The sequence below is a fragment of the Kitasatospora sp. NPDC091257 genome (genome assembly GCF_044757675.1).
GTDB lineage: Bacteria > Actinomycetota > Actinomycetes > Streptomycetales > Streptomycetaceae > Kitasatospora > Kitasatospora lactacystinica.
This window is the reverse complement of the sequence record NZ_JBIVVI010000537.1, coordinates 1-5889: the sequence shown is the minus strand read 5'-3', so window position 1 is coordinate 5889 and position 5889 is coordinate 1. Positions and strand designations below refer to the sequence as shown.

The following is a 5889-nucleotide window of genomic DNA, read 5'->3' as shown; positions in this document are numbered from 1 at the left end:
CTGTCGCCCTCCTACGGGGGAGAGACCTTCCGCAACCCCGACTTCGTGAGCACCAGCATGGACCGTCAGACGGCGATGATGTTCATGCAGACCCGCACGGAACTCCCGCTCACCTACCGCGCCCTACTGCACTTCTCCGTGCGCGGCGGCGGCAGCGCCTTCGACATCCAGCCGTTCTCGGACAAGCAGGGCGAGGCCGAGGTCCTGATCCGGCCGGGCAGCACCTTCGACCTCGGCGGGCGGCAACTCCTCCAGTCCTCTCTGCGGGAGCCGTACGTGCAGATCGAGGCCACCGAGCGGACCACGCCCTCGCCGTTCCCGAAGGCGAGCGACGCGGACCAGCGGCTGCACGAGGCCCTGGCCGGGCTCGCCAACGTCCCCGAGCTGCGCACCCACGACGACCTGTGGCCACTGGCCGAGTACATCGGAGCGGACCACGGGCGCCCGCTCGCCGGCCGGGTCACCGACCTGGTCGCGGGGGAGGCGGCCCGCCGCGAGGCGAGCATGAACGCCTGGCGCACCGCCAAGCTCGCCCAGGAACTGCAGCAGGGCACCGAGCGGATCACCCTGGCGCACCTCACCAGGCTGCGCCGCACCGCCGACCTCGTCCGCGAGGCCCTGCACCTGCCGGCCGACCGGCAGGTGACCAGGGCGGACCTGGTCGACTACGTCCGGACGCTGAAGGGCGACGGCGGCGGCGAGGTCGACGCGGGTGACCTGAGGACCCTGGTCGACGTGGTCGACAAGCTCAAGCGCCCCGGCCGCGCGGTGGCCGTCACCGAGGTCGAGCAGCGCTGGCGCGACCCCGGGTACGAACCCGCCCCCGAGCTGACCGTGCTGGAGTCCCAGGCGCTGTACTGGGTCGGCGACCGGCACGCCGACTGGCGGACGCTCACCGAGTCGGTCTTCCCGAACCTCCCGCACGCGAACGACTACCTCACCCTGGCCATGCACACCGCCGACGGCGTGCCCGTGATGGGCCATGTCGTGGTCGCCCCGGCGGATGTCGCGGGCGGGCTGCTCAAGCTCTACGAGGAGGACGGCTGGGACGGCGAGAAGCCGGTGCGCTTCGTCGCCTGCGACCTCAACGTCCGGCCGGACCGCGAGTACGTGCGCGAGGTCATGGAGCACGTGTGGGCCCGGCTGCCCAAGGCCGTGGCCTACGCCGCCGACGGCCAGGTCTGGTTCGTCCCGCCGGCTCCCGCGGCCGGCGCGGCGGGCGGCGGCCGGGGCCACCTGGTGGTCACGTCCGGCGTCGGGATGGACGCGCACGGCCGTCCGGTGATCGTCCGCGGCGGCAACTGGCAGCGCATCGCCCAGGACGGGACCGTGGACCTCGGTGCCTACCTGAACGACGACGGCAGGGCGGCGTACCCGGAGGCCGACCGGGGCGACGTCCACGGCGGGATCGACGGAGCGGTGAAGTTCGGCGTCGACACGCCGCTCGACACCGACACGCCGCTCGACCAGCAGCTCCACCCCGGCGACGGCTCCCCGCCCGTCGTCCTCCCCGGTGCCCAGCCGCCGCCCACGGCAGCGGTCGTACGGCACACGGTCTTCGACGAGCCGCGGTACCGGCACCACACGGAGGCCTTCGACCGGGAGCTCGGAGCGTGGACGGCGGGCGACCCCCGGGTGGTCGACCGGGCCCGTGCGGCGCTGCGCCGGATCGCCGAGGCCACCGGGGCGGAGGGCACCGACCACCTCGTCAGCGGCGGGAGCCTGCACGAGGTGATGCGGGAGTTCCACCGGCTGGCCCGCGACGAGCGGTTCCGGCTCGACGATTCCGGGGCCCTGCGGGCCGACGCCGTCCGGCAGGCGGACCTGCGGGAGCTGGGGATCAGGACGGCGGACGGCGCGGCCTCCCGGGTCGCGGCCGAGGCCATGCAGGCGTACCGGCTCCTCGGGCAGGGCGACCACGACCTGTTCGCCCGGGCGCTGTACGGCTGGCTGCTGACGGGCGGGGAGCACTCGCTGCACGAGGTGGTGGCGGGCATGCGGCTCGCCGGCGCCTTCCCCGGCCACCGGTACACCGACGGCGCCGAGCTGTACCGGAACGTGCCCGGGGTCCCGCCGGCGGAGCTGCGCCCGCCGGTGGAGGGCTGGGACGGGCCGGTCAGGCCGGCCTTCGAGCACCCGGCACCGGCGGAGCTGACGGCCGGACTGCCGCACGAGCGCACCTACCTGGAGTGGGCCCGCACCTCGAAGGAGGTGAACGACACGGTCCTGGAGGAGACGCGGCGGCGCTGGGAGTCGCTGACCGAGACCAACCCGGACGAGGGACTCGGCGCGCCCCCGTACCTGCAGTGGATGGCCCGCAACGGCGTCGCGAGGGCGACGGACGTGACCGACCTGCTGGGCCCCGCGCACTTCGTGGCGCTGTACACCTACACCGGCCCGGCCTACTCGCTGATCAACGTGCTGCTCAAGAACCCGGGCCCCGACGCCGTCCCCGCGCTCCGCGGGAAGATCGCGGCGCTGATCGCCAAGCACTACCGGGACCCGGGCACCGCGCTGCCCGGCTCGATCACCGGGATCCCCGAGCTGCACGAGGGCATGCGGGCGAGGACCGAACCGTGGAGTCTCGCCGACTCCCTGACCGCCGAGCAACTGGCGGGCATCCAGCGGGAGATGCAGCTGCACAGCCATCTGCTGGCGGACGCGCTGCGGCTGCTGCCCGCGGCGAGGGGGACGCTGTTCCGCGGCGACGGCACCCTGGAGGACCCGATGCGGCCGACCGGCCGGCCCGCCGGGCCCGAGTACGGCGGCGACGTCATCCTGCACCGGACGTTCGCGAGCTTCAGCACCAACGAGAGCACCTCGTTGGGCTTCATGAAGAAGTACGACGGCCAGGACGAGTACCGGGTCCTGCTGGAGCTGGAGGCGACCGGCCTCAACGGCCGCGACATCGCGCCGTTCTCCTCGCACATGGAGGAGGAGGAGGTCCTCTTCCTGCCCGGGGCCCGGATGCGGGTCACCGAGCGCACGCTGACGCGGACGGAGGACGGCGTCACGTACGTCCGCCTCAGGGCCCGCGAGTCGGCGTCCGACGAGACGGACAACACGGCCGCCGTGCCGCCGCCCCGGCGCACCGGCGACGAGCCCGCCACGGACCTCACCGAGGAGACCGGGCCGGCCTCCGGCGGTGTGCGCCTGGCGGACGGACGGACCGTCCCCGACGAGCTGCTGCTCACCCACACCATCACCGACGCCACCGGCCGGGAGACCGGGCAGGCGCTCTTCGACGAGGCCGACTGGGCGAAGCGGTCGACGCTGTACCCCGGGCTGAGCGAGGTCACGAGCTTCGTGCCGCGCTCCACCGACGGCTTCGCGACCGGAGTGCCGCAGCAGGTGCCGTGGGACGGGAAGCACACCTACTTCTTCGCCGCGCACGGCCGTTCGGAGGGATTCGACCTCCCGCTGACCGACGGCACCAAGGCCCACGGGGTCACCGGCACCGAGGTCGGCGCCCTGCTCAAGCGCCGGCTCGCCGACCTCGCGCTGAAGGCGGCCGACGCGCACCGGAACGTGAACGCCGACGCGGACGGCGACCCGGACGGCGGCCCGAGCCGCGGCCCGGCCTCGATCACGCTGCTCAGCTGTGAGTCCGCCGAGCACGCCCAGGCCGTCGCCCGGCAGACCGGACTGCCGGTCCACGCGCCGACCGGCCGTACCGGCGTCAGCGGCAGGCCGGCCGGCCCCGACGGTCCGTCGACCGCGAGCGTGTACGTCAAACCGGGCCCGGACGGGTCGACCGGGCTGTTCCGGACGTTCCACCCGGACCCGGCCGGCGCCGCCCCGGACGGTACGCCCCCGTCGCACGCCCCGGCGGCCGGCCGGCTCGAACGGTCGGCGCCGGTACGACGCGCGCTGGACAACACGGGGAACGGCGAGGGCTCCTCGCGGTCCGGCCCCGAGGTCCGCCACGAGAACGGTGTGGAGATCCACCGCTACGCCACCGGGGAGGAGGTCCACTTCCTCCCGGACCGGGAGGTCCACTACCTGGCGGACCGCGAGGTCCACCACCTCACGGACGGAACGGAGATCCAGCGCTTCGCGGACCGGGAGATCCACTTCCTCCCGGACCGGGAGGTCCACTACCTGGCGGACCGCGAGGTCCACTACCTCGCCGACGGGACGCAGATCCACCGCCACCCGGACGGGACGGAGATCCACCGCTTCCCGGGCGGCGGGGAGACCCGCTACCTCGCCGACGGCCGGGTGGACACCTACGACGGGGAGGGCCGGCTGGTCGAGCGGTACCGCGCGCCGGAGGACCACCACCACGGGCCCGACCTGCGCCCGCTGGACGTCGCCCTCGACGAGCGGAACGCCTACCTGGACACCGAGTTCGGCGCGCCCGAGGTCCCGCTGGTGCCGAGGGACGACGTCCCGCACGCCGCCGCGCAGGAACCCCCGAACCCGGTCGCGACGAGCCGGTACGTCGACCTGGACGCGCTGCGGGAGGCCCAGTCCGTGCCCCTGATGTGGCGGTACGACTCCGGCCACCTCTACCGGTGGGAGCGGAGCCGCTCCGACATGGTCGACTACCCCGAGGTCTTCGAGGGCGGAATGCGGCCGAGGCAGGAGGACCGCTACCCCGACCTCCAGGACTACGTGGGGAGCAACGAGGCGTCGGCCCTGGTGAGCACGACGCGCTCCCGCACGGCCCAGCACGTCGACTGGGGGACCTGGCACCGCTACGTGATCGACGCACCGGGAGGCATCGACGTCCGGGAGACCCTGAACCGTCCGGGCCTCTCGGAGGAGGAACAGGAGGTCGCGTTCCCCGGGGGCATCGACGGCCGGTACATCGTCGGCGTCGAACTGGTGCGCGGCATCGAACTGGACCACGCGAGCGGCCGGTACGCGGAAGCGGTCGAGTTCGTCCCGAACGAGGCCTACCGGCCGGACCACCGGACCCCGGAGCAGACCGCGGCGATGGGCTTGACGGAGCCCGCCGCGGAAGCGGACGGGAACCCGGGCGGGCACGTCGGCGACCACACGGCCGACGACATCGAAAGCGTCCTGAACGGCCTGGGCGGGCTGAGCATCGTGAACGGCGACGACTCCTCGGTGGGGTCCGACTCCGACAACAGCGCGGCGCCGCCGGGAGGCTGGCACCACCAGCTCCCGGAGCACGACCCGGAGGTCTGGGCCGACCCGTCCGGCTGGGCCCTGGCGGGCATCGACGGCACCCGGGCCGCCGACCTGTTCTGGCGCGACGGGGGCTGGACCATGAGCACGGCCGAGTTCGACGCGATGCCGCGGGCGTTCCGGGAGCGCCTCGCGCAGCTGGAGCTCTTCGGGACCGACCAGCAGAGGTTCGGCCGCGACGCCTACTACGACCGGCAGGGGCTCGAACCCATGGCGGAGCTCGTCCGCGGGCTGAGCGACGAGGAACGCGGGGCGCTGGAGTTCTACACGGCCCCGAGCGAGACCGGGGACGGCGAGGTCGCCGAGCAGTTCTCGTACTACGAGGTCAAGCAGATCCGGTGGCAGCTGACCATGGCGGGCCGGGACCACACCGCCCTGCCCCCGGGCCCGGTGCGGGAGGTCATCGGGAACCTGGACAGTTCCATCGAGCAGAGCCCGGTGACGGGGGACCTCGTGGTGAGCAGGGGAGCGCCGTACGTCGGACCCGGGCTGCACCCGGGCGTCCTGGAGGTCGGGCAGGTCGTCACCGAGCCCACGTACGTCTCGGTCTCGGCGGGCAGCCGGCTGCACGGGGCCTTCGGCCAACGGCTCATCCGGCTGTACCTGATGCTGCCCGACCGGACACCGGGGGCGTTCCTCCGGGAGGTCTCGCACAGCCCGGCCGAGAACGAGATCCTGCTCGGCGCCGGACTGCGCTGGCGGCCGGTCCGGATCATCCCCCCGGACCACCCC

Annotated in this window: 1 protein-coding gene; it reads left to right on the top strand. The window is 73.8% G+C overall.

The genetic code is table 11. From position 1 onward, the window contains the following. A partial coding sequence (locus ACIQOV_RS23685; RefSeq protein WP_401051463.1) for an ADP-ribosyltransferase occupies positions 1-5889 on the top strand: 5889 nt, incomplete at its 3' end.